The sequence below is a fragment of the Burkholderia sp. 572 genome, from assembly GCF_040545135.1.
Taxonomy (GTDB): Bacteria; Pseudomonadota; Gammaproteobacteria; order Burkholderiales; family Burkholderiaceae; genus Burkholderia; species Burkholderia cepacia.
This window is the reverse complement of sequence record NZ_JBEPLH010000024.1, coordinates 29926-52160: the sequence shown is the minus strand read 5'-3', so window position 1 is coordinate 52160 and position 22235 is coordinate 29926. Positions and strand designations below refer to the sequence as shown.

Below are 22235 nucleotides of genomic sequence, written 5' to 3'. Positions count from 1 at the left end.
GATGTTCACGCTCTACGGCCGCGGCTGGTGCCACCTGTGCGACGACATGCGCGACGCCCTGGCGCCGGTGGCGGCCGAATTCGGTGTTGCGGTCGATTACATCGACATCGATACCGATGCGGCACTCGTCGCCCGCTACGACGAGGACGTGCCCGTGCTGCTGCTGGACGGTGCGGAAGTGTGCCGCCACCGGTTCGACGCCGCGAAGGTGCACGACGCGCTCGCGGCCCGGCGCTGAAGCCGGGCTGCTGCCTAGCGGCGGCGCCTGGCACCGGGCTTTGCCCGGCGGGCGGCCCCGGTAGGGTGCCGCGCGGGCCGGCGTCGGAAATACCGCCCGGCGAAGGCCTTTTCGGCTAAAATAAGCCGTTTTTTCACCGACTTACACAAGGCGTGCTCAGCGGTCGTCGAGCGCGCCTTTTTCGCTTGATCGGCACTGAATGGATCATATTCGCAATTTCTCGATCATCGCGCACATCGACCATGGCAAGTCGACGCTCGCGGATCGCATCATCCAGGTATGCGGCGGCCTCGCCGACCGTGAAATGGAAGCGCAGGTGCTCGACTCGATGGATATCGAGCGCGAGCGCGGCATCACGATCAAGGCGCAGACAGCCGCGCTGTCCTATCGCGCGCGCGACGGCAAGGTCTACAACCTGAACCTGATCGACACGCCGGGGCACGTCGACTTCTCGTACGAAGTCAGCCGTTCGCTGTCCGCGTGCGAAGGCGCGCTGCTGGTCGTCGATGCGAGCCAGGGCGTCGAGGCGCAGACGGTCGCGAACTGCTATACGGCGATCGAGCTCGGCGTCGAGGTCGTTCCCGTGCTGAACAAGATCGACCTGCCGGCCGCGAACCCCGAGAACGCGATCGAGGAGATCGAGGACGTGATCGGCATCGACGCGACCGACGCGACGCGCTGCAGCGCGAAGACGGGCCTCGGCGTCGAGGACGTCCTCGAAGCGCTGATCGCGAAGGTGCCGCCGCCGAAGGGCGATCCGGCCGCGCCGCTGCAGGCGCTGATCATCGACTCGTGGTTCGACAACTACGTCGGCGTCGTGATGCTGGTGCGCATCGTCAACGGCACGCTGCGTCCGAAGGACAAGATCAAGATGATGGCGACCGGCGCGCAGTATCCGGTCGAGCACGTCGGCGTGTTCACGCCGAAATCGCGCAATCTCGAATCGCTGTCGGCGGGGCAGGTCGGCTTCATCATCGCCGGCATCAAGGAACTGACGGCCGCGAAGGTCGGCGATACCGTCACGCATGCGACCAAGGCTGCCGCCGAGCCGCTGCCGGGCTTCAAGGAAGTGAAGCCGCAGGTGTTCGCGGGGCTGTATCCGGTTGAAGCGAACCAGTACGACGCGCTGCGCGAATCGCTCGAGAAGCTGAAGCTGAACGACGCGTCGCTGCAGTACGAGCCGGAAGTGTCGCAGGCACTCGGTTTCGGTTTCCGCTGCGGCTTCCTCGGGCTGCTGCACATGGAAATCGTGCAGGAGCGGCTCGAGCGCGAGTTCGACATGGATCTCATCACGACCGCACCGACGGTCGTCTACGAGGTCGTGCAGAGCGACGGCTCGACGATCATGGTCGAGAACCCGGCGAAGATGCCGGAGCCCGGCCGCATCGCCGAAGTGCGCGAGCCGATCGTCACCGTGAACCTGTACATGCCGCAGGACTACGTGGGCTCGGTGATCACGCTGTGCGAGCAGAAGCGCGGCTCGCAGATCAACATGCAGTATCACGGCCGCCAGGTACAGCTCACGTACGAGATCCCGATGGCCGAGATCGTGCTCGATTTCTTCGATCGCCTGAAGTCGGTGTCGCGCGGCTACGCGTCGATGGACTACGAGTTCAAGGAATACCGTTCGTCGGACGTCGTGAAGGTCGACATGCTGATCAACGGCGACAAGGTCGATGCGCTGTCGATCATCGTGCACCGCTCGCAGTCGCAATACCGCGGCCGCGAAGTGGCCGCGAAGATGCGCGAGATCATCCCGCGCCAGATGTACGACGTGGCGATCCAGGCCGCGATCGGCGCGCACATCGTTGCGCGCGAGAACATCAAGGCGCTGCGCAAGAACGTGCTTGCGAAGTGCTACGGCGGCGACATCACGCGAAAGAAGAAGCTGCTCGAAAAGCAGAAGGAAGGCAAGAAACGGATGAAGCAGGTGGGTTCGGTCGAGATCCCGCAGGAAGCGTTCCTTGCGATCTTGCGCGTCGAAGACAAATAACAGGACTGTTCCTTTTATGAATTTTGCGCTGATTCTTTTTGTGCTCGTCATCTTGACGGGCGTAGCGTGGGTGCTGGACAAACTGGTGTTCCTGCCGCAGCGACGCAAGGCGGCCGACTCGGCGATCGAGGAGTTCGATCGCCAGCAGTCGCGCATCGACAAGCGTTTCGCGGATGAAAACGCGGTGCAGACGCGTTCGAAGCTGCGCGACGAAAAGCTGCGCCAGCCATGGTGGCTCGAGTACACCGCGAGCTTCTTCCCGGTGATCCTGGCGGTGTTCGTCGTGCGTTCGTTCGTCGTCGAGCCGTTCAAGATTCCGTCGGGCTCGATGGTGCCGACGCTGCTCGTCGGCGACTTCATCCTCGTCAACAAGTTCGAATACGGGCTGCGCCTGCCGGTGACGAACACGAAGATCACGCAGGGCAGCCCGCTGTCGCGCGGCGACGTCGTCGTGTTCCGCTATCCGAAGGATGAGTCGGTCGACTACATCAAGCGCGTGATCGGCCTGCCGGGCGACACCGTCGCATATCAGGACAAGCAGCTCACGATCAACGGCCAGCCGGTGCCCGAAACGCCGCTGCCCGATTTCTTCGACGACGAGCGCCAGAATTACGCGAAGCAGTTCGAGGAAACGATCGGCAACAAGAAGAACGCGATCCTCAACAACCCGGCCGTGCCGCCGTTCGTGATGGGCGCATACGACTATCCGTTTCGCGACAACTGCACGTACAACAGCCGCGGCGTGATCTGCAAGGTGCCGCCCGGTCACTACTTCATGATGGGCGACAACCGCGACAACAGTGCGGACAGCCGCTACTGGGGTTTCGTGCCGGACCAGAACATCGTCGGCCGCGCGTTCTTCATCTGGATGAACTTCAGCGACCTCAAGCGCATCGGTTCCTTCAACTGATCGCATCCGGGTCACTCGCAATACGCGACGCACGGGCCGCGTCGCGTATTGCCGAACTACTTTAAGAACCGGCGGTAACACCGCCTCGTCACGCCTTTTCGCGTCCGGCCGTGCCGTTTCGGCCCGACCGGCGCCCGCGTTATACTCCTGCACATGCCCCTATCCCAGTTGGAAAGCCGGCTGCGCTACGAATTTCGCAATGCGGAATTGTTGCGCCAGGCTTTGACCCATCGTAGTCACAGTGCCACGCACAACGAACGGCTCGAGTTTCTCGGCGATTCCGTTCTGAATTGCGCGGTGGCTGCCCTTTTGTTCCAGCGTTTCAGCAAGCTGGACGAAGGCGATCTGTCGCGCGTACGCGCCAACCTCGTCAAACAGCAGTCGCTGTACGAAATTGCTCAGGCCCTGAATATCTCGGACGGGCTGCGGCTCGGCGAGGGGGAGTTGCGCAGCGGCGGGTTCCGCCGCCCGTCGATCCTCGCGGACGCGTTCGAAGCCATCATCGGGGCGGTGTTCCTCGATGGCGGCTTCGAAGCCGCCCAAGGGGTCATCAAGCGCCTCTATATCCCGATTCTCGACCACATCGATCCGCGCACGCTCGGCAAGGACGCGAAGACGCTGCTGCAGGAATACCTGCAGGGGCACAAGATCGCGCTGCCGACCTACACGGTGGTCGCGACGCATGGTGCGGCGCACAATCAGCAATTCGAAGTCGAATGCACGGTGCCGAAGCTCGACGTGAAGGTGTCGGGCTCCGGGGCGAGCCGGCGCGCGGCCGAGCAGGCCGCCGCGAAGAAGGCGCTCGACGAGGTGATGGCGGCCGCGCCGATGCTGGCCGCCAAGCCGAAGCGCTCGAAAAACGCACGCGGGTCGAAGCATGTCGAGCCCGAAATCGTACCGGGCGTGAAGGGCGTGCAGGAAGCACTCGACCTGCGCTCGCCGGAGCGCAAGGAACGCGCGGCGGCGCGCGAGGCGAGGGCGGCTGGTGCAGCGCCCGCGGCAACCGCGGCGGCCGCAGCGACCGGTAATGAGCCGGCCGCGGCGCCGATGGCCGCGATTCGCGCGGCGCATGTCGACGCATCTGCCGAGAAGGGTGAGCGGGCGGCGAAGCCGGCGGTCGACAAGGCTGCTGAAAAGCCGGCCGAGAAGCCGGCCGAGCGACCCGACAAGTCCGCGGAGAAGCCCGCTGAAGCCGTGCCCGCCGCACGCGCAGCCGACAAGCCGGCTGCGCAGGCCGCCGATCCGGCCCCCGCGTCTGCCGACAAGACTTCCGCCGGTACCGACTCCGCTTCGCGCACGGCTGCGCGCACGCGCGACACGGCGGCACCGGATTCCGAGACGCCGCCGGGCGGCGTGAGCCTCGCTGCCGCGCAGGCGCGCGTGGCCGATGCCGACCACTGAATTGCCCATCGATCGTGCCGCGCGCCGCGCGGCCGTTTCCGAACCTGTCTCCCAAACGATATGAACACTCCCGCTCCTACCGGTTTCCGTTGCGGCATGATCGCGATCGTGGGCCGCCCGAACGTCGGCAAGTCGACGTTGATGAACGCACTCGTCGGCCAGAAGATCAGCATCACGTCGCGCAAGGCGCAGACGACCCGCCACCGCATCACCGGCATCAATACGTTCGACGACGCGCAATTCGTGTTCGTCGACACGCCGGGCTTCCAGACCCGCCACAGCACCGCGCTGAACCGTTCGCTGAACCGCGCGGTCACGTCGACGCTCACGTCGGTCGACGTGATCCTGTTCGTGATCGAGGCCGGCCGTTTCGGGCCCGACGACCAGAAGGTGCTCGACCTGATCCCGCCGGGCATGCCGACGCTGCTGATCGCGAACAAGATCGACCGCGTGACCGACAAGGCGTCGCTGTTCCCGTTCATGCAGCAGATGAGCACGCTGCGCGAATTCACCGAACTCGTGCCGCTGTCGGCGCAGCGTCCGGAAGACATCAAGCGCCTGCTGGACACGATCAAGCCGTACCTGCCGGAAGGCGAGCCGATCTACGGCGAGGACGAGCTGACCGACCGCAGCTCGCGTTTCCTCGCCGCCGAAATCCTGCGCGAGAAGGTGTTCCGCTGGACCGGCGACGAACTGCCGTACACGAGCACCGTGCTGATCGACAAGTTCGAGGAGGAAGGGCGCCTGAAGCGCATCTTCGCGACGATCCTCGTCGAGCGCGATTCGCACAAGGCGATGGTGATCGGCAAGAAGGGCGAGAAGCTCAAGCAGATCAGCACCGAGGCGCGGATGGACATGGAGAAGCTGTTCGACGGCCCCGTGTACCTCGAGACCTTCGTGAAGGTGAAGAGCGGCTGGGCCGACAACGAGGCAGGGCTGCGCGCCTATGGGTACGAATGACGCACTGACGTCGACCGAAGACGCGGTGACGGCCGGCGCGAACGACGCGCCGCTGCCGGCACCGCCCGAACCGCCGCGCAAGGCGCGGCGCGCGACGTCTCGCACGTCCGATTTCCGCGTCGCCGAGCAGCCGGCGTTCGTGCTGCACAGTTACCCGTATCGTGAAACGAGCCTGATCGTCGACGTGCTGACGCGCGATCACGGCCGGCTCGCGCTCGTCGCGAAGGGCGCGAAGCGCCCGCACTCCGCGCTGCGCGGCGTACTGCAGACTTTCCAGCCGCTGCTGCTGTCGTGGTCGGGCAAATCCGAGGTGCGCACGCTCACGGGCGCCGAGTGGGTCGGCGGGATGCTGCCGCTCGGCGGCGACGGGCTGCTGTGCGGCTTCTACGCGAACGAGCTGCTCGTGAAATTCTGCGCGCGCGAGGATCCCCAGCCGCCGCTCTTCAACCACTACGTGCTGACCCTCACGCGCCTTGCCCACGGCGAGCCCGCGGTGCAGGTACTGCGCTCGTTCGAGCGCGTGCTGTTGCGCGAGACCGGCTACGCGATGGCGCTGAACCGCACGGTCGCGCGCCGCGCGGTCGAGCCCGACCGCCGCTACGTGTTCGATCCCGAGCGCGGCGTGCGCAACGCGGACGACGAAGTTCCGTCGCACTGGCCGGTCATTTCCGGGCAGACGTTGCTCGACATGGAGCAGGACGATTACCATCGAGCCCAGACGGTTGCGCAAAGCAAGACGCTGATGCGCTTCCTGCTGAACACCTATCTCGGCGGTACGCCGCTTGCCACGCGTCAGATCCTGATCGACCTGCAAAACCTATGAGCTTCTTCCTGACAACGCCCACCGCCATCGACCTCGGCGTGAACATCGACCACGTCGCGACGCTGCGCAATGCGCGCGGCACGACCTATCCCGATCCGATCCGCGCCGCGCTCGCCGCCGAGGAAGCCGGCGCCGACGCGATCACGCTGCATCTGCGCGAGGATCGTCGCCACATCGTCGATGCGGATGTGCGCAAGCTGCGCCCGCTGCTGAAGACGCGCATGAATCTCGAATGCGCGGTGACGGCCGAGATGCTCGATATCGCCTGCGAAGTGCGCCCGCACGACGCGTGCCTCGTGCCCGAAAAGCGCGAGGAACTGACGACCGAAGGCGGTCTCGATGTCGCCGGCCGCTTCGAGGCCGTGCGTGCGGCGTGCAAGCAGCTTGCCGACGTGGGCGTGCGCGTGTCGCTGTTCATCGACCCGGACGAGACGCAGATCCGTGCCGCGCACGAAGCAGGCGCGCCGGTGATCGAGCTGCATACGGGCCGTTATGCCGAAGCGCACGACGAAGCCGAGCAGCAGCGCGAATACGAGCGCATCGTCGCGGGCGTACAGGCCGGTGCGCAGCTTGGCCTGAAGGTCAATGCCGGTCACGGGCTGCACTACACGAACGTGCAGCAGATCGCCGCGATCGACGGCATCGTCGAGCTGAACATCGGCCATGCGATCGTCGCGCACGCGATTTTCGCGGGCTGGGACAATGCGGTGCGCGAAATGAAGGCGATCATGGTCGCCGCACGCGTTGCCGCGCTGCATGGCGGCGCGCGTTGAAGATGAAAGGCCGCTGCGCATCGCGCGTCATGCCTGACCCGGCTCAGCCGGGCCACACCGGCGCGTACTGACATGGCGATCTACGGTATCGGTACCGACATCGCACAGGTGAGCCGCGTCGCGGCCGTGCTCGAACGCACGGGCGGCCGGTTTGCCGAGAAGGTGCTGGGCCCCGACGAACTGCGCGTGTTCCATGCGCGCCGCGCCCGCTCCGAGGCGCGCGGCATCGCGTTCCTCGCGACGCGCTTTTCCGCGAAGGAAGCGTTCTCGAAGGCGATCGGGCTCGGCATGCACTGGCCGATGACGTGGCGTGCGCTGCAGACCCTCAATCACCCGAGCGGCGAGCCGTACGTGGTCGCGTCGGGCGAGCTGGCCGACTGGCTTGCCGCCCGCGGCATCACGGCACGCGTGACGGTCAGCGACGAGCGCGACTACGCGGTGTCGTTCGTGATCGCCGAGACGGACGCCGTGCCTGCCCCTGTTTCCCGAACCTCCTCCTGACGGAATTCCCGATTCGATGAAAACGACTCCCGGCCCGGTCATGCTCGACGTCGTTGGCACGGCCCTGTCGCGCGACGATGCGCGGCGCCTCGCGCATCCGAATACCGGCGGCGTGATCCTGTTCGCGCGGCACTTCCAGAACCGTGCGCAACTGACCGCGCTGACCGACTCGATCCGCGCGGTGCGCGAAGACATCCTGATCGCTGTCGATCACGAAGGCGGGCGCGTGCAGCGTTTCCGCACCGACGGCTTCACCGTGCTGCCCGCGATGCGGCGTCTCGGCGAGCTGTGGGATCGCGACGTGCTGCTCGCGACGAAGGTCGCGACGGCCGTCGGCTATATCCTGGCCGCGGAATTGCGCGCATGCGGGATCGACATGAGTTTCACCCCCGTGCTCGACCTCGATTACGGGCACTCGAAAGTGATCGGCGATCGCGCGTTTCATCGCGATGCGCGCGTCGTCACGCTGCTCGCGAAGAGCCTGAACCACGGGCTGTCGCTCGCCGGGATGGCGAACTGCGGCAAGCATTTCCCGGGGCACGGCTTCGCGGAGGCCGACTCGCACGTCGCGCTGCCGACCGACGACCGCACGCTCGATGCGATCCTCAAGCAGGACGTCGCGCCTTACGACTGGCTCGGCTTGTCGCTGTCCGCGGTGATTCCCGCGCACGTGATCTACACGCAGGTCGACAAGCGGCCGGCCGGTTTTTCGCGCGTGTGGCTGCAGGACATCCTGCGCGGGCGGCTCGGCTTCACCGGCGCGATCTTCAGCGACGACCTGTCGATGGAAGCCGCGCGCGAAGGCGGCACGCTCACGCAGGCGGCCGACGCCGCGCTCGCTGCCGGTTGCGACATGGTGCTCGTCTGCAACCAGCCGGACGCGGCCGAGGTCGTGCTGAACGGGTTGAAAGCGCGGGCAACGGACGAGTCGGTGCGACGCCTCAAGCGGATGCGCGCGCGCGGCAAGGCACCCAAGTGGGACAAGCTGATCGCGCAGCCCGAATACCTGCAGGCGCAGGCGCTGTTGAGCAGCGCACTGGCATGAGCGGGGAGGGGATGGCGCGACGTGTGCCATTCCCCGGTCGCCGAAACAAAAAGCCGCGCAGTTGCGCGGCTTTTTCATGAGTTACTGCAGGTGCGAACCGGGTAGCGTCACGAGTCAAGCGGGCGGGGACGGTGATTCTCTTGGCGCAACTAACGGTCTGATTCCGCCAGTGCCTGCAAGCATCGACGCCCGCTCAGTTCACCTTCATCCGCTGCAGCTTGTTGTACAGCGTCTTCGGGCTGATGCCGAGCAGCGTGGCCGCGCGGTGGCGCGTACCGCCGACCGCATCGAGGGTCGCGCGGATCAGCAGATCCTCGACGTCGGACAGCGGCGTGCCGACCTTGATCTGCACGCTGCTGCCGTTCAGCGCGGCGCCGGCCGAGAAACTCGGCTCGCCCGCGCGCAGCGTCTCGATGAAATCGCCCGATGCGTCGTACGCGAAGCGCACGCGTTCCTGCAGTTCGCGCACGTTGCCCGGCCATTCGTAGGACAGGCATTCGCGCACGAAGCCCGGTGCCGCGCGTTTGTCGGTCGTGCTGCGGCCGGTTGCGCGCGCTTCGCGGTTCAGCTCGTCGATCAGCGCGTCGCCGATCGCGAGTGCATCGCCGTCGCGCTCGCGCAGCGGCGGCATCGTGATCGACGCCGCGTCGAGGCGCAACCACAGATCCTCGCGCAGCGTACCGTTCGCGACCGCTTCGCGCGCCGGGCGGCGGGTGGTCGCGATCAGCCGGAAATCGCTCGTGATCGAACTCGTGCCGCCGATCCGCATGAAGTTCTGCGAATCGAGTGCATGCAGCAGCGCTTCTTGCAGCACGAGCGGCAGCGCGGTGATTTCGTCGAGGAACAGCGTGCCGCCGCCGGCCTGCTCGAACAGGCCCGATTCGCGGCGCTCGGCGCCGTCGAACGCGCCGCGCTCATGGCCGAACAGTACGCTGTCGAGCGATGCGCCGTGCCGACCGGCCTGCGCGATCGTCCTGCAGTCGAACGACACGAACGGCCCCTTGCGGCGCCGGCTCAGGTCGTGCAGCGTGCGCGCGGCCAGCTTCTTGCCGGTACCGGCTTCGCCGGAGAACAGGACGGCCGTTTCGGTGCGCGCGTTGTGCTCGATCATGTCGTACACGTGCTGCATCGCGTCGCTGCGGCCGACCAGTGCGCCGAAGCGGCCGAGATGGCGCAGCGATGCGCGCAACGACTGCACTTCGTCGATCAGTTCGTAGGGGCGGGGAATCCGCGCGAGCAGACTGCGCAGGCGCGGAATGTTGATCGGCTTCAGCAGGTAGTCCCAGATGCCGTGACGCAGGCCCTCGATGGCGCTCTCGACCGTCGCATTGCCCGTCAGCACGATGACGGGCAGCGAGCCGTTCGGCTGTTGCTGCGGCAGGTGCTGGAGCAGGTCGAACCCGCTGCCGTCCGGCAGGTTCAGGTCGACGAGCACGACATCGGGAATCGAACGGCCGAGCGCCGTGCGCGCTTCGGCGAGCGACGTGGCCGTGTCGACCGAGAAGCCGTCCGCGGCGAGCAGCGCGGTGAGGCCGGACAGACTGTTGGGATCGTCTTCGACAATCAGGGCGTGTGGCATGGTGGACGCGAGTCGAGTCAAGAGAGGCGGGCTGTCGGTCATCGGGGCCGCAGCCGCATGTCAGATTAAAGACTGATTTTATGCCCCGCTGAACGCGTAACGAGCATTATTTCTCCGGCGCTATAAAACAGTTACCGATGATACAAATTGAATATCTTTACCGGTGGCTTTTGTGCTTTACATGAGCCTGGCCCGCGCTCGCTTGTTGGCGCCGGACAAACAAAAAGCGCCCCGAAGGGCGCTTTGTTCGATGCGGGCATCGCCGGCGATTACGCGCGGCTGCGGTATTCGTTCGTGCGCGTATCGATTTCGATCTTGTCGCCGGTGTTGCAGAACAGCGGCACTTGCAGTTCGAAGCCCGTTGCGAGCTTGGCGTTCTTCAGCACCTTGCCCGACGACGTGTCGCCCTTGACTGCCGGTTCCGTGTAGGTGATCTCGCGAACGAGGACCGTCGGCAGTTCGACCGAGATCGCCTTCTCGTTGTAGAACACGACTTCGCAAGCCATGCCGTCTTCGAGGTAGTTCAGCGCTTCGCCCATCATTTCGGCTTCGACTTCGAACTGGTTGTAGTCGGCGTCCATGAACACGTACATCGGGTCGGCGAAGTACGAGTACGTCACTTCCTTGCGGTCGAGCACGACGACGTCGAACTTGTCGTCAGCCTTGTAGACCGCTTCCTGGCCTGCATTCGTCAGCAGGTTCTTCATCTTCATCTTGACGACGGCGGAGTTACGGCCCGACTTGTTGTATTCAGCCTTGGCGATGACCCATGCGTCGCTGCCGATCTGCACGACGTTGCCTACGCGGAGTTCCTGTGCGGTTTTCATAAAAAACTGTCCTGATCAAATCAAATAAATAGGTGCCTGAGCGTTGCACAACGGGTGAGGCGCCAAGCAGACGCGTTCCGGTGGGCGCCAAAAGCAAGCGCTTGCGCGGTCGGCCGTCGGATAACCGATTATTTTAACTGAGATTTTGCGTAATCCGCCAGCTTTCCCGTGAGATCGCCGACGGCCGCGAGCGCATCGGCCCAGCGGGCCGCGTTGGCGTCCAGTGCGGCGCGGTGCTGCCAGAAATCCGCCCAGTCGGGCGTGCCGGCGCCGTTCCAGGCATGCCAGAACCGCTCGAGCGCCGCGCGCGGCGCGTCGGCGAGGCCGGCCGACAGGTGCGCGAGCGCGGCGTCGAGCTTCGGCAGGTGCACGTCGTCGGCCTGCGGATAGATGTGCCACACGAACGGCTTGCGTGCCCACTGCGCGCGGACGAACGAATCCTCGCCGCGCACGAAATTGATGTCGGCCACCCACAGCAATGGATCGTAGTCAGCCTGGGGGACGAACGCGAGCCCGTGAGCCGTCAGGTTGCCGCTGTGCGCATGCGTGCCCGCGTCGAACGACTCGACCCCGAAAAAACGCGCGACGGCAGGCGACACGCGGCCGGCCGGCACGAGCGCGACGACCGGCGACGGGCCGTCGCGCCACTGCGCGAGCAGCGCGTCGACGGCCGGATTCTCGTACGCGAACAGGCTGACGACCGTCGTGCCGGCAGCCGGCGGCGCGCCGCCGGTCGCGCGCCGCCACCATGCGTCGCGCGCCGCCGCGTCGGCTTCGAAGGCCGCGCGGCGCGAATCGAGGTCGTGCTCCTTCAGGACGCCGCCGGTGCCGGCCGACAGGCCGGGGAAGAAGAACGTCTTCAGCAGCGGGTAGCGCGGATGCGGCGACGGGCGCAGATGGAAGTCGGCGACCCAGTCCTCGGCGCTCAGGTATTCGAGGTTGATCCACACCGGGCGGCGCGCGCGGCGCGCCATCGCCGCGAGATACGCGCCGGGCAACTCGCACGCGAACGCTTCGATCACGACATCGGCGATCTCCAGCGCGTCGCCGACTTCCGCATGCCAGTGCTCGACCACGATCGTGTCGACCGTCTGCCGACCCGCGTCGGGATCGACCCCGGGCAGCAGGCGCGAGAACGTGCGCAGGTCGTCGATGAACAGGCGAACCTGCCAGCCGTGCTCGTGCGCGAGCTGGCGCGCGAGGCGCCAGCAGACGCCGATGTCGCCGAAATTGTCGATCACGGTGCAGAAGAGGTCGCAGGCGATCGGTTCGCCCGGCGCGGCGGGCAGGGGGGCAGCGGTGGTGCGTGGCATCGAAGCGGGCCGGTGAATGCTCTAAACTGGCGATTCTAATAGACCCGTTCCGCGTTACAAGGCGCCCGGATCACGCATGACATCCCCTGAAGCTTCCGATACCCCGTTCGAACCGAAGAAGATCCTTGCGCAGTTGCCGCACATGCCGGGCGTCTATCGCTATTACGACACGACGGGCGCCGTGCTCTATGTCGGCAAGGCACGCGACCTGAAGAAGCGTGTATCGAGCTATTTCACGAAGACGCAGCTGTCACCGCGCATCGCGATGATGGTCACGCGCATCGCGCGCATCGAGACGACCGTCACGCGTTCGGAGGCCGAAGCGCTGCTGCTCGAGAACAACCTGATCAAGGCGCTCGCGCCGCGCTACAACATCCTGTTTCGCGACGACAAGTCGTATCCGTACCTGAAGCTCACCGCGCACCGCTTTCCGCGCATGGCCTATTACCGCGGCTCGGTCGACAAGCAGAACCAGTATTTCGGGCCGTTCCCGAGCGCCTGGGCCGTGCGCGAGAGCATCCAGATCCTGCAGCGCGTGTTCCAGTTGCGCACTTGCGAGGATTCGGTCTTCAACAACCGCACGCGGCCGTGCCTGCTGCATCAGATCGGGCGCTGCACGGCGCCGTGCGTCGGCGCGATCTCCGACGAGGATTACGCGATCGACGTGTCGAACGCCGCGCGTTTTCTGCTCGGCCGGCAGTCCGAAGTGATGAAGGAGCTCGAGCAGAAGATGCACGCGTTCGCGTCCGAGCTGAAATTCGAGCAGGCGGCGGCCGTGCGCAACCAGATGAGCTCGCTCGCGACGGTGCTGCACCAGCAGGCGATCGAGGTCGGCAGCGACAGCGACGTCGACATCCTGGCGGTGGTCGCGCAGGGCGGGCGCGTGTGCGTGAATCTTGCGATGGTGCGCGGCGGCCGGCATCTCGGCGACAAGGCGTATTTCCCGACGCACGTCGAAAGCGCGCTGACGCTCGCCGAAGGCGGTCTCGGCGACGAGTCCGAACTGCCGGAGGCGGCCGCCGCGCCGGCCGACGCATTACCCGACCTGCCCGCCGAAGAATCCGGCCGCGCGCGCGGCGACGCGGCGGCGTCGGTCGAGGCCGAGGTGCTCGACGCGTTCATCGCTCAGCACTATCTCGGCAATCGCGTGCCGCCCGTGCTGGTCGTGAGCCATGCGCCCGCGAGCCGCGACCTGCTCGAGTTGCTGTCCGAGCAGGCCGGCCACAAGGTGTCGCTGGTGCGGCAGCCGCAGGGGCAGCGGCGCGCGTGGCTGTCGATGGCCGAGCAGAATGCGCAGATCGCGCTCATGCGGCTGCTGTCCGAGCAGGGCTCGCAGCAGGCGCGCACGCGTGCGCTCGCGGAGACGCTCAGCTACGAATGCGACGATCTCGCGACGCTGCGGATCGAATGCTTCGACATCAGTCATACGATGGGCGAGGCGACGCAGGCGTCGTGCGTCGTCTACCACCATCACAAGATGCAGTCGGGCGAGTACCGTCGCTACAACATCACCGGGATTAGGCCGGGCGACGACTACGCGGCGATGCGGCAGGTGCTCACGCGCCGCTACGAGAAGATGGTCGAGCAGGCGGCCCAGGCGGCGGCTGTCGACGAAGCGGCCGGCATCGACGGCGAGTCGACGCGCCAGGCCGAGGCGTCGAGCCTGCTGCCGAACATCGTGCTGATCGACGGCGGCAAGGGTCAGGTCGAAATCGCGCGCCAGGTGTTCACCGAGCTCGGCCTCGATACGTCGATGCTGGTCGGCGTCGCGAAGGGCGAGGGGCGCAAGGTCGGCCTCGAGACGCTCGTGTTCGCGGACGGCCGCACGCCGCTCGAACTCGGCAAGGAGAGCGCCGCGCTGATGCTCGTCGCACAGATTCGCGACGAGGCGCACCGCTTCGCGATCACCGGCATGCGCGCGAAGCGGGCGAAGGCGCGCCAGACGTCACGGCTCGAGGAGCTCGAGGGCGTGGGCGCGAAGCGCCGGCAGCGGCTGCTCGCGCGGTTCGGCGGGTTGCGCGGTGTCGTTGCCGCGAGCGTCGAGGAACTCGCGAGCGTCGAGGGCATCTCGCATGCGCTCGCCGAGCAGATCTACAAGCAGCTTCACTGACGCGGCCGTGCGGCCGGCTGCCTTGCCAGCGTTCTTGTGGCAGGCCGGTCGACACGGCACAATTGCGAATCCTTTACTGTCCCGCATGCCATGCCGTTCAATTTCCCGATTTTCCTGACGTGGGTACGGATCGTGCTGATTCCGCTCGTCGTCGGCGTGTTCTATCTGCCGGACACGGTGATGGGCGGCGCGCACCGCAATCTCGCGGCGGCGGCGATCTTCATTCTCGCCGCGCTGACCGATTGGTTCGACGGGTTTCTAGCCCGCAAGTGGAACCAGACGTCGTCGTTCGGCGCCTTTCTCGATCCGGTGGCGGACAAGCTGATGGTGACGGCGGCGCTGCTGATCCTCGTGCAGATTTCGCGCGTCGATGCGGCGATCGCGCTCGTGATCGTCGGCCGCGAGATCGCGATTTCGGCGCTGCGCGAATGGATGGCTCAGATCGGCGCGTCGAAGAGCGTGGCGGTGAATCAGCTCGGCAAGTTCAAGACCGCATGCCAGATGGTCGCGATTCCGATGCTGCTGTTCTACGGGCCGCTGCCGCTCGGCATCGCCACGATCGATACGCGCGTGTGGGGCGAGTGGCTGATGTATCTCGCGGCGGTGCTGACGATCTGGTCGATGCTGTACTACATGAAGCTCGCGTGGCCGCAAATTCGCGAGCGCGGCGGCGCGTGATGCGTGTCACGCGTTCGGTCGAGCAGGTTTTTTGGAAAAAGGGCTGGAAAAGCCCTTGACACACGAATGTGCCTTCGACATAATCTCGCTTCTCCGCTGCACGACGAAGTAAGTGTGTGACGGGGAAGCAGTAGCGCAGCAATATGCGGGAGTAGCTCAGTTGGTAGAGCGCAACCTTGCCAAGGTTGAGGTCGCGAGTTCGAGACTCGTCTCCCGCTCCAGATTTTTTCTGGCAGCGTGTAGTACGGCAAAGCGCTGCAGATGCAGGACACATGCGGGAGTAGCTCAGTTGGTAGAGCGCAACCTTGCCAAGGTTGAGGTCGCGAGTTCGAGACTCGTCTCCCGCTCCAGATTTTTCTGGCAGCGTGTGGTACGGCGAAGCGCTGCAGATGCAGGACAATGCGGGAGTAGCTCAGTTGGTAGAGCGCAACCTTGCCAAGGTTGAGGTCGCGAGTTCGAGACTCGTCTCCCGCTCCAAGTAATGGGGAAGCCACGCTTCCCTTTTTATTTGATGGACCTCCGGTCCTCGAATAAAAAATCTGTCTCTTGCCTCACGGCATCCGGACAGTCCGCTTTTGGCGCGATAGCAAAGCGGTTATGCAGCGGCCTGCAAAGCCGTTTAGGCCGGTTCGACTCCGGCTCGCGCCTCCAAGTAAGAAGAGAAAAAGCCCCGCTTCGGCGGGGCTTTTCTTTTTTCCGCGCCCGTTGCGGAGATGGTTCGTGAGACGGGCGAGATGGATGCGGTAGCATGACGCGACGCCGCGGGCGTTCGAGCCCTGCGCGAAACGTCGAGGCTATCGATGCAGAAACCTGGTGAGGCGGATTGAACACCCCGGAGCCCGAAACGAGGGAGGCGCGGCTTTCCGACTGCACCGCAATCGCGAGGCTGTTGTGCCAGCTCGGATATGACGTCACGTCCGCGCTGATCCATGAAAAATTGCTGTCGCTGGCCGACAAGTCGAGTGACCGGGTCTGCGTGGCGATTCTGAATGGCGAGATTGTCGGCAGTATCAGCCTGCATATCCTTCCGCTCTTTCACGCGGCCGGTAATCTCGGGCGCATTACGAGCATGGTCGTCGACGAGCGTCACCGGGGATGCGGAATCGGCGCTGCGCTGATGGCGGACGCGCAACGTTGGTTCGAGCGCGGCCGATGCGTGAAGCTGGAGGTGACGAGTGGTGACCAACGTCCGGACGCCCACCGTTTTTATACGCATCACGGTTTCGCGCGCGACGGGCAGCGTCTTTCCAGGAAAATGCGCACGTAGCGCATGTTTGAAAACAAAAGCCCGCTGCGAGCGGGCTTTTTGATTTCGGCAGATGCAGCGGGATTCTCGAGCAGGCTTCGGCCATGCGATGCCGCTCGTCCATCGCGACATCCGCTCAGCCGTCCACCGGTTGCGCAGGCGTGTCGAGCGTCAACTGATAGAACGCCGCATCGAGCCAGCGGCCGAACTTGAAGCCCGCTTCCTTGATCGTGCCCGAGTGCACGAATCCCAGCTTCGCATGCAGTGCGATGCTCCCCGCATTGGCCGCATCGATGCAGCCGACCAGTACGTGTACTTCCGCTTCCCGCGCGCGCCGGACGACTTCGCGCAGCAGCACTTCGCCAAGCCCGCGGCCACGCTGGTCGTGATGCACGTACACGCTGTGTTCGACCGTGTACTTGAACGCGGGAAACGCGCGGAACGTGCCCCAGCTCGCGAAGCCGAGCAGCGTGCCCGACGCGTCGACCGCGCCGATGACCGGGAAGCCGCCTGCGCGTTTCGCCGCGAACCACGCGACCATCGCTTCCGGCGGACGCGGCTTGTAGTCGTACAGCGCGGTCGAGTTCGCGATCGCGTCGTTCAGGATCTCGAGAATGGCCGGCGCATGCTCGGCCTCGCTGCAATCGATCAGGCGCACGTCGTCGCGCTGTTTCTGGGAATTCATACGGACTCCTGTGGGCAGTAAGTGGGTCGCGCGCACGGCTGCTGCGACGACGCGTTCATCAGAGGGTGCGCATACCGGCGGCGGACGCGTCGCAGACCACGACGACATAACGCGCGGCGTGCGGCGACGGATTGCTGAAAATCAGCGGCTGGTCGAGCCGCATGGCCAGGCAGTCGCCTTCGTGAAGTTCGTGAAGCGTTTCGCCGAGCGTGACGTCGACGCGGCCGCTGATGATCCACACCTGCTGATGCAACGCGCTTTCGCGCCCGCCACTGTCGTACGCGACGCGCGCACCGGGCGGGAAATCCACCTCGACGAGCTGGATCGGCGACGGCCAGCCAGCCGGGGAGAGGTTGCGGCGCACATAACCGGACGCCGGATCCCGCCATTCGGCCTGCTGCGCGCGGCGTGCCAGCGGCTGCGCGGGCGCGTCGTCGTGGTCGCCGCCGAACAGCCCGGCCAGCGACACGCCGAGACCGGCTGCCAGCTTGTCGAGCACGACGGCCGTCGGGCTGGCCGATGCACGTTCGATGAGCGAGATCATCGAACGGCTGACGCCGGAGCGCGCAGCCAGCGCATCGAGCGTGTAGCCTCGTACGGTGCGCAGGTCGCGTACGCGCCGGGCGATGCGTTCGTTGATGCCGGTGTCGTCGGCAGCGGCGGTGACGGATTCTTTCATGGTGGATTTATTTTCCAGCAAACTGGAATTCAGTGTCAACGCTGGTGACGGGCTGGCGGCCGGCCGACGGCTCAACGAAATCCGCATGGCTTGCCCGTCAGCCGACCGCAGCGTAATATACGAACCGACTACGTTTCGTTTAATTGGGGATATATGGGCATCATCAAGATTTCCGAGCACATGCACGAGCGGCTTCGCTCGACCAGCACGGCGCTGAGCCGCTCGATCAACGCACAGGCCGAGCACTGGCTGCGCGTCGGGATGCTGGCGGAACTCAATCCGGCGCTGTCCTACGGCGACATCTGCCGGATGCTGATCGAGGCCGAAGCGCGGGGCGGCGACGCGGGGACGGCGGAACCGGTCGAACACGCCATCGAGCAGGTGGCGTAATGGCGAAGCGAGACATCCCGATCCGCGGCATGGCGGAAATCGCCAAGTCGCGCGAAGCCGCGAAGCTGGCGTCGCAGGTGCTGACGATGATCACCGAGCACGTGAAGCCGGGCGTCACCACCGACGAACTGGACGCACGCTGCCGCGAATACATCGTCGACGTGCTCGGCGCGATCCCGGCGAACATCGGCTACCACGGTTATCCGAAGACGCTGTGCACGTCGGTCAACCACGTGGTGTGTCACGGTATCCCGACGTCGCGGCCGTTGCGCGACGGCGACATCGTGAACCTCGACATCGCGGTGATCAAGGACGGCTGGTTTGGCGATACGAGCCGCATGTATTTCGTCGGCGAACCGAACGAACTCGCGCGGCGCCTCGTCGCGACGACCTATGAGGCGATGCATGCGGGCATCCGCGCGGTACGCCCGGGCGCCACGCTCGGCGACGTCGGCTACGCGATCCAGCAGGTCGCGCATCGCGAAGGATTCAGCGTGGTTCGCGAGTACTGCGGGCACGGCATCGGCGACGTCTATCACGACGAGCCGCAGGTGCTTCACTACGGCCGCCCGGGCACCGGCGTACCGCTGCGGCCGGGGATGATCTTCACGATCGAGCCGATGCTCAACGCGGGCAAACGCGACACGCGCATGCTGGGGGACGGTTGGACGGTCGTCACGAAGGACCATTCGTTGTCGGCCCAATGGGAGCACATGGTCGTGGTGACGGAAACGGGCTTCGAGGTGCTGACCGAGGATGTGAAGCCGCAAGCGTTCCCGGCGCTGTCCGGCACGCATGCTGCCTGACGCGTAAAGTGCGCCGCGAAGGGCGGTGCGGCGGCACAGTGAAACGGGCTCCTTTGCGGAGCCCGTTTCGTTCGAGGTCATGCGGCGCGATTCATACGTGAACGCGGCGACCTGCCGCGCGCCGCGCAGTGGATGAACGCGGCTCAGCAGCCGCTCAACCGCGCGCCTTCTGCCAGGCGGATTCGACGAATACGCGGCAGAGCGCCTCCATCCCCTGGCGGTCTTCTTCGTCGAAGCGCGCGGCTACCGGGCTGTCGACGTCCCACACGCCGATCAGCGTGCCGTCGCCGGCCACCAGCGGCACGACGATTTCCGATTCCGACGCGGCGTCGCACGCGATATGGCCGGGGAAGTCATGCACGTCGCGCACGACCTGCGTCTCGCGCGTCTGCGCAGCCGTGCCGCACACGCCCTTGCCGAGCGCGATCCGCACGCAGGCGGGCTTGCCCTGGAACGGCCCGACCACGAGCTCCGTCCCGTCGAAGAAGTAGAAGCCGGCCCAGTTGAGACGGTCGAGCGAGTGGTAGACCAGCGCGGCGAAGTTGGCCGCGTTCGCGGTCAGGTCGCGTTCGGATTCGACGAGCGCGCGTGCTTGCTCGACGAGCGTCGCGTATTGATCGGCCTTGGAGGCGTTGGGGTCGTTGGACAGCGTGAACATGGCGGAAAAGCGATCAGGGTTGTGGAATGCGCGATGCGCGTACCGCAGTCTACGGCACGCACGCACGGTTTGCAGCGCGCGGTTGCGCGTGACGCGGCAAGCTCAGTCGGGTTCGAGTTCGGCAAACCGCGCGGCCAGAAAATCGAGCAGCGCGCGCACGGCGGGCAGCAGCCCCCGGCGCGACGCGAACACGGCATGCACGATCTCGCGGCGCGGTGCCCAGTCGGGCAGCACGGTTACCAGCGCGCCGCGCGCGACCTCGTCGCGCACCATCATCGTCGGCAACTGCACGATGCCGACACCCGCGACGGCCGCCGCGCGCAACGCGAGCATGCCGCCGGTCACAAAGCGCGGCAGGTGGTGGATTTCCGCATGCGCGCCGTCGGGCCCGCGCAGCCGCCACACGTGCGTGGACTGCGGGACGCCGTGATCGAGGCTCGGCAGGCGCGCGAGATCGGCGGGAACGGCCGGTGCGCCATGCTCGCGCAGCAGCGCGGGGCTCGCGACGAGGCACTGGCCGCGCTCGGCCAGCACGCGCAGCGCGAGATCGCTGTCCTCGAGCGGCGGCGGGCGTACGCGGATCGCGACGTCGATCCCTTCGCCGACCACGTCGACGCGCCGGTTGGTCGCTTCCAGATGAATCTCGACGCGCGGGCACGCGACCATGAACGCGGCGATCATCTCGCCGACGAGCGAATCGAGCAGCACAATCGGGCAACTGACGCGCACGATGCCACGCGGCTCCTCGTGCAGCAGCGCGATCGCCTCGTCGGCCGCATCGGCCTCGACGAGCATCGCGCGGCAATGCGCGTAGTAGGTCTGGCCGACGTCGGTAACGGTGAATCGGCGCGTCGAGCGCTGAATCAGCCGCATCCCGAGCCGCGCCTCGAGCAGCGCGATGCGGCGGCTCAGCTTCGATTTCGGCATGTCCAGCGCACGCCCGGCCGGTGCGAAGCCGCCGTGTTCGACGACCTGCACGAAATAATAGAGATCGTTCAGATCCCGCGCTTTATCGTTCATGAAATGGAACGCTGAGTGCGATTTTGGCAGTCTACCGGATCGATCGTTCCACCTCTATATTCCTGTCCAGGATGCGAAACACGTGTTTCGCCGCAATTCGGAGAAGGCAATGAAGAAGATCCAGGGTGTGTACAGTGCGCCGCGCGGCCATTGGGTCGGCGACGGTTTCCCGGTGCGTTCGATGTTCAGCTACCAGTCCCACGGCGCGCATCTGAGCCCGTTCCTGCTGCTCGACTATGCCGGCCCGGCCACGTTCGAGCCGGGCTCGGCCTCGGCGCCGCGCGGTGTCGGCCAGCATCCGCACCGCGGGTTCGAGACGGTGACGATCGTCTATGACGGCGAGGTCGCGCACCGCGACTCGACCGGCGCGGGCGGCGTGATCGGCCCGGGTGACGTGCAGTGGATGACGGCCGCGAGCGGGATCCTGCACGAGGAATTCCACTCGGAAGGGTTCACGAAGCGTGGCGGCCCGCTCGAGATGGTCCAGCTGTGGGTGAACCTGCCCGCCAGGGACAAGATGGGGGCGCCCGGCTACCAGACGCTGCTGGACGCGGACATCCCCGTGGTCGAGCTGCCGGACGGCGCGGGGCGAGCGCGGATCATCGCGGGCGAGCTCGACGGGCGGCGCGGCCCGGCCCGCACGCATACGCCGATCGACGTATGGGACGTGCGGCTCGTGGCCGGCGGCCATGCGCGGTTCCCGGTCGCCGAAGGGCGCACGCTCGCGGTGGTCGTGCTGAGCGGTACCGTGCAGGTGAACGGCGAGACGGTCGCCCGCGAAGCGCAGTTCGTGCAGCTCGGCCGCGATGGCAGCGACGTCGAGATCGAAGCGAACGGCGACGCGAAGCTGCTGATCCTGAGCGGCGAACCGATCGACGAGCCCGTCGTCGGATACGGGCCGTTCGTGATGAACTCGCAAGCGGAGATCCGCACCGCGATCGAGGACTTCAACAACGGCCGCTTCGGCCAGATGCCGGCATGACGGACAGGCCCCGCGCAATGCGGGGCCTTTTTTTCGGGTGCGGGCAGCCGGTCGCGCGGCGCGTGCGCTTCGGGGCATAATCGACGATTGCCGCGCGCCGGCCGGCGCGCCCGAATCAGGACCGACCATGAACGCATCCGCCGCATCCCCGAGCGCCGCCGATCTCGACTGGCGCTGGAAATCCTTCGACGCGCTGACGGCGCGCGAAGTCTATTCGATCCTCGAAGCCCGCAGCGCCGTGTTCGTCGTCGAGCAGAATTGCGTGTATCGCGACATCGACGACGCGGACCAGGCCGCGTGGCACCTGGCTGCATTCGATCCGGCCGGGCGCCTCGCCGGCTATCTGCGCGTGCTGTTGCCGGATGCGCAGAACACCGATGTCCGCATCGGCCGCGTGCTGACGACCGCCGCGTTTCGCGGCGCCGGCCTGGGCAACGGGCTGCTGTCGCGCGCGCTCGAGCATATTCGCGCGCAGTGGCCGGATACGCCGGTGAGCCTGCATGCGCAGGCTCACTTGCAGCGTTTTTACGGGGCATTCGGCTTCGCGCCGAGCTCGGACGTGCACGACGAGGACGGCATCCCGCACGTGTGGATGAGCAGCGCACGCGCGTAATGCGC

General features: G+C 66.0%; 23 protein-coding genes and 4 tRNA genes. 20 read left to right on the top strand and 7 right to left on the bottom strand.

Annotation, left to right across the window (positions count from 1 at the left end; translation table 11 throughout):
* The first annotated feature begins 1 nt into the window (after position 1).
* The 9 genes from ABIC51_RS33235 (at position 2) to nagZ (ending at position 8644) form a co-directional block, all read left to right on the top strand.
* Positions 2-238, top strand: coding sequence for a glutaredoxin family protein (locus tag ABIC51_RS33235; RefSeq protein WP_027788006.1), 237 nt, complete (start codon positions 2-4; stop codon positions 236-238).
* Positions 239-437: 199 nt separating this feature from the next.
* Positions 438-2231 carry a translation elongation factor 4 gene (gene lepA, locus ABIC51_RS33230; RefSeq protein ID WP_021159691.1) on the top strand — a complete coding sequence of 598 codons (1794 nt, stop codon included), beginning with the start codon at positions 438-440 and terminating at the stop codon, positions 2229-2231.
* A gap of 16 nt (positions 2232-2247) precedes the next feature.
* Entirely contained in the window at positions 2248-3141 is an 894-nt protein-coding gene (gene lepB, locus ABIC51_RS33225) for a signal peptidase I (protein ID WP_027788005.1), read from the top strand.
* Positions 3142-3294: 153 nt separating this feature from the next.
* Positions 3295-4542 carry a ribonuclease III gene (gene rnc / locus ABIC51_RS33220; protein WP_175897843.1) on the top strand — a complete coding sequence of 416 codons (1248 nt, stop codon included), beginning with the start codon at positions 3295-3297 and terminating at the stop codon, positions 4540-4542.
* Between the two features lie 60 nt (positions 4543-4602).
* On the top strand, positions 4603-5502 hold the full coding sequence (gene era / locus ABIC51_RS33215) for a GTPase Era (RefSeq protein ID WP_027788003.1): 900 nt from the start codon (positions 4603-4605) through the stop codon (positions 5500-5502).
* Positions 5489-6325, top strand: coding sequence for a DNA repair protein RecO (recO, locus tag ABIC51_RS33210; RefSeq protein ID WP_021159687.1), 837 nt, complete (start codon positions 5489-5491; stop codon positions 6323-6325). The genes era and recO overlap by 14 nt, the downstream gene beginning before the upstream one ends.
* Positions 6322-7098, top strand: a complete 777-nt coding sequence (gene pdxJ, locus ABIC51_RS33205; RefSeq protein WP_021159686.1) for a pyridoxine 5'-phosphate synthase — start codon at positions 6322-6324, stop codon at positions 7096-7098. The genes recO and pdxJ overlap by 4 nt, the downstream gene beginning before the upstream one ends.
* A gap of 72 nt (positions 7099-7170) precedes the next feature.
* The gene (gene acpS, locus ABIC51_RS33200; RefSeq protein WP_175897842.1) at positions 7171-7599 is read left to right on the top strand and encodes a holo-ACP synthase; all 429 of its coding nucleotides are present in this window, start codon (positions 7171-7173) and stop codon (positions 7597-7599) included.
* 16 nt (positions 7600-7615) lie between these two features.
* Positions 7616-8644 (top strand): beta-N-acetylhexosaminidase, encoded by a 1029-nt coding sequence (nagZ, locus tag ABIC51_RS33195; RefSeq protein ID WP_021159684.1) that lies wholly within the window; start codon positions 7616-7618, stop codon positions 8642-8644.
* A 193-nt stretch (positions 8645-8837) separates the two neighbouring features.
* On the opposite strand, the gene ABIC51_RS33190 is transcribed toward nagZ, so the two are convergent.
* From ABIC51_RS33190 to earP, 3 genes are all read right to left on the bottom strand, one after another.
* Positions 8838-10223 (bottom strand): sigma-54-dependent transcriptional regulator, encoded by a 1386-nt coding sequence (locus ABIC51_RS33190; RefSeq protein WP_027788001.1) that lies wholly within the window; start codon positions 10221-10223, stop codon positions 8838-8840.
* A 269-nt stretch (positions 10224-10492) separates the two neighbouring features.
* On the bottom strand, positions 10493-11050 hold the full coding sequence (gene efp / locus ABIC51_RS33185; protein WP_011351421.1) for an elongation factor P: 558 nt from the start codon (positions 11048-11050) through the stop codon (positions 10493-10495).
* 128 nt (positions 11051-11178) lie between these two features.
* Positions 11179-12363, bottom strand: coding sequence for an elongation factor P maturation arginine rhamnosyltransferase EarP (gene earP / locus ABIC51_RS33180; RefSeq protein ID WP_146253476.1), 1185 nt, complete (start codon positions 12361-12363; stop codon positions 11179-11181).
* A gap of 76 nt (positions 12364-12439) precedes the next feature.
* Here earP and uvrC point away from each other — a divergent pair, with 76 nt between their 5' ends.
* The 7 genes from uvrC (at position 12440) to ABIC51_RS33145 (ending at position 16418) form a co-directional block, all read left to right on the top strand.
* Positions 12440-14473: an excinuclease ABC subunit UvrC gene (gene uvrC, locus ABIC51_RS33175; protein ID WP_175897841.1), complete on the top strand. Its 2034-nt coding sequence runs from the start codon at positions 12440-12442 to the stop codon at positions 14471-14473.
* A gap of 90 nt (positions 14474-14563) precedes the next feature.
* A complete protein-coding gene (gene pgsA, locus ABIC51_RS33170; protein WP_021163085.1) occupies positions 14564-15151 on the top strand; it encodes a CDP-diacylglycerol--glycerol-3-phosphate 3-phosphatidyltransferase in 588 nt (195 codons plus the stop codon).
* Between the two features lie 145 nt (positions 15152-15296).
* A tRNA-Gly gene (locus tag ABIC51_RS33165) sits at positions 15297-15372 on the top strand.
* A gap of 53 nt (positions 15373-15425) precedes the next feature.
* A tRNA-Gly gene (locus tag ABIC51_RS33160) sits at positions 15426-15501 on the top strand.
* Between the two features lie 51 nt (positions 15502-15552).
* A tRNA-Gly gene (locus tag ABIC51_RS33155) sits at positions 15553-15628 on the top strand.
* 100 nt (positions 15629-15728) lie between these two features.
* Positions 15729-15802, top strand: a tRNA-Cys gene (locus ABIC51_RS33150).
* 172 nt (positions 15803-15974) lie between these two features.
* Positions 15975-16418: a GNAT family N-acetyltransferase gene (locus tag ABIC51_RS33145; RefSeq protein ID WP_060196099.1), complete on the top strand. Its 444-nt coding sequence runs from the start codon at positions 15975-15977 to the stop codon at positions 16416-16418.
* Positions 16419-16533: 115 nt separating this feature from the next.
* Here ABIC51_RS33145 and ABIC51_RS33140 read toward each other — a convergent pair whose 3' ends face one another.
* A complete protein-coding gene (locus ABIC51_RS33140; protein ID WP_059695459.1) occupies positions 16534-17082 on the bottom strand; it encodes a GNAT family N-acetyltransferase in 549 nt (182 codons plus the stop codon).
* A gap of 58 nt (positions 17083-17140) precedes the next feature.
* Positions 17141-17761, bottom strand: a complete 621-nt coding sequence (locus ABIC51_RS33135) for a helix-turn-helix domain-containing protein (protein WP_059695460.1) — start codon at positions 17759-17761, stop codon at positions 17141-17143.
* Positions 17762-17914: 153 nt separating this feature from the next.
* On the opposite strand from ABIC51_RS33135, the gene ABIC51_RS33130 reads away from it, so the two are divergent.
* Together ABIC51_RS33130 and map are read left to right on the top strand one after the other, a co-directional pair.
* Positions 17915-18151 (top strand): ParD-like family protein, encoded by a 237-nt coding sequence (locus tag ABIC51_RS33130; RefSeq protein WP_027787995.1) that lies wholly within the window; start codon positions 17915-17917, stop codon positions 18149-18151.
* Positions 18151-18957 (top strand): type I methionyl aminopeptidase, encoded by an 807-nt coding sequence (map, locus tag ABIC51_RS33125; protein ID WP_175897802.1) that lies wholly within the window; start codon positions 18151-18153, stop codon positions 18955-18957. The genes ABIC51_RS33130 and map overlap by 1 nt, the downstream gene beginning before the upstream one ends.
* Before the next feature lie 154 nt (positions 18958-19111).
* Here map and msrC read toward each other — a convergent pair whose 3' ends face one another.
* Together msrC and ABIC51_RS33115 are read right to left on the bottom strand one after the other, a co-directional pair.
* Positions 19112-19615 (bottom strand): free L-methionine (R)-S-oxide reductase MsrC, encoded by a 504-nt coding sequence (gene msrC, locus ABIC51_RS33120; RefSeq protein ID WP_021163091.1) that lies wholly within the window; start codon positions 19613-19615, stop codon positions 19112-19114.
* A 102-nt stretch (positions 19616-19717) separates the two neighbouring features.
* Complete coding sequence (locus ABIC51_RS33115) at positions 19718-20635, bottom strand: LysR family transcriptional regulator (protein ID WP_021163092.1); 918 nt, start codon at positions 20633-20635, stop codon at positions 19718-19720.
* A gap of 109 nt (positions 20636-20744) precedes the next feature.
* Between ABIC51_RS33115 and ABIC51_RS33110 the strand changes: the two genes are divergently transcribed.
* Positions 20745-21617: a pirin family protein gene (locus ABIC51_RS33110; RefSeq protein ID WP_027787992.1), complete on the top strand. Its 873-nt coding sequence runs from the start codon at positions 20745-20747 to the stop codon at positions 21615-21617.
* Between the two features lie 127 nt (positions 21618-21744).
* Positions 21745-22230, top strand: coding sequence for a GNAT family N-acetyltransferase (locus tag ABIC51_RS33105; RefSeq protein ID WP_027787991.1), 486 nt, complete (start codon positions 21745-21747; stop codon positions 22228-22230).
* Positions 22231-22235 lie beyond the last annotated feature (5 nt).